The sequence below is a fragment of the Streptomyces sp. NPDC093064 genome (assembly GCF_044754605.1).
In the GTDB taxonomy this organism is placed as follows: Bacteria; Actinomycetota; Actinomycetes; order Streptomycetales; family Streptomycetaceae; genus Streptomyces.
This window is the reverse complement of sequence record NZ_JBIVPK010000145.1, coordinates 1-1,517: the sequence shown is the minus strand read 5'-3', so window position 1 is coordinate 1,517 and position 1,517 is coordinate 1. Positions and strand designations below refer to the sequence as shown.

Here is a 1,517-nt window from a genome sequence, read left to right as displayed (position 1 = left end):
ACTAGTGCTGCTCCGCGTTAGTTCGTGGAGGTGTCACGCGGCTTTGACTGGGCTGGCGTCGTAGGTCCAGCGGTAGGGCTTGGCGGTGGTGTTGTGCGCGATCACGTAGGCGTCCATTTTGTCGATGAGGTCGTCACGGCTGGGGAAGTCGCCGTGTCGTAGGACCCGGCGGGTCAGGGCTGAGAAGAACAGTTCGACCTGGTTGAGCCAGGAGGCGTGCGGCGGGGTCCAGTGCACGTGCCAGCGGGGATGGTCGGCCAGCCATGCCTTGGTTGTCCGTGCGATGTGGGAGGCGCCGTTGTCCAGCACGACGTGGATGGCGTGGCACGGGTTGATGGTCCGCTCGAGCATCCGCAGGAAGTCGATGAAGGTCGCTGCGTTGTTGCGGGCGATGGGCCGAGTGAGGACCTCGCCGGTGCGCACGTTGAGCGCGGCGCTGATCGAGACGGTGCCGTGGCGGATGTATTCAAATTCCTGGCGGGGCGGCCGGCCGGGTCCGGCGGGACGGCCGGGGTGCTTGCGGGAGCGGGCGGCGATGGCGGTCTTCTCGTCGATGGACAGCACCACCGCGTCGTTCGGCGGGTTGAGGTAGAGGTTGCAGATGTCGGCGGCCCGTTCCCAGAACTGGGGATTGTCGCGGCGGGTGAGCCAGCCGCGGACTTTGTGCGGCTTGAGGTCCAGGCCGGCCAGGATCCGGCCGACCTGGGACGGGGAGATAGCGGCGGACGTGGTGTCCGCGACCTGGGTGGCGATGGTGCGGTGCGTCCATGTCGACTCCGGGTGGGGTGGTGCACTGGTTGCGGCAGCCACCACGGCCAGCCGCACCTGACTGTCGTAAAGGCGTGGCCGCCCTGGGCGTGGAGCGTCTTTGAGTCCCTCCATCCCGGCAGCGGTGAACCTCCCTCGCCACTTGCGGACCGTGTTCACGTTGACTGCCAGCGTTCGGGCGATGGCGGCGTTGGACGCTCCCGCAGCGGCAGCGAGCACAATCTTCGCCCGCAGCACCGCCCGCACTTGCCCGCGCGTGGAGCCGGCAAGGCTTGTCAGCCGCGCTCGTAACGCCTCGTCCAGCACCACCGACACTGCCTGCCTGTTCCCACCCATGACAGGTGATCATGGCGCAGCGCAATCGTTGCCGGGCAAGATGGGGGACGTGCCGAAGAACCCGCCCGAGTCCATGCAGCACCACCTCCGCGTCCGACTGCGCGACCACGCGCGGGAACGCTGGCCCCAACTCTCGGGCGTCCAGGTCCGTTTTCGGACCGGATTCGCCTACGTGGCAGGCGAAACGCCGGGCACAGAGGAACCGCTACCACTGTGCCGTCTGCGCTTCACCGGCGTCCTGCACACCTGGGGCTTTGCCATCTACCTCGCCAGCAGCGGCAAATACCAAGACAACTTCCTGCCCACCGGCCTGCCATTCGGCTCACCCGAAGAAGCGCTCGACTGCGCCTGCGGCCTCTACCTCAACGACCCCACCGCCTGGACCACACCACCCTCCACGAACTAACGCGGAG

2 protein-coding genes are annotated in these 1,517 nt (G+C 67.4%); one reads left to right on the top strand and one right to left on the bottom strand.

Annotation, left to right across the window (positions count from 1 at the left end):
• Window positions 1-33: 33 nt before the first annotated feature.
• The gene (locus tag ACIQFZ_RS43475; protein WP_402694003.1) at window positions 34-987 is read right to left on the bottom strand and encodes an IS630 family transposase; all 954 of its coding nucleotides are present in this window, start codon (window positions 985-987) and stop codon (window positions 34-36) included.
• On the opposite strand from ACIQFZ_RS43475, the gene ACIQFZ_RS43470 reads away from it, so the two are divergent.
• Window positions 950-1,510: a hypothetical protein gene (locus ACIQFZ_RS43470; RefSeq protein ID WP_402694004.1), complete on the top strand. Its 561-nt coding sequence runs from the start codon at window positions 950-952 to the stop codon at window positions 1,508-1,510. The genes ACIQFZ_RS43475 and ACIQFZ_RS43470 overlap by 38 nt on opposite strands.
• Window positions 1,511-1,517 lie beyond the last annotated feature (7 nt).

What these genes read in the sequence shown, in the direction of transcription:
- ACIQFZ_RS43470 (WP_402694004.1), top strand. Translation starts at nt 950, where the DNA reads ATGGCGGCGTTGGACGCTCCCGCAGCGGCAGCGAGCACAATCTTCGCC.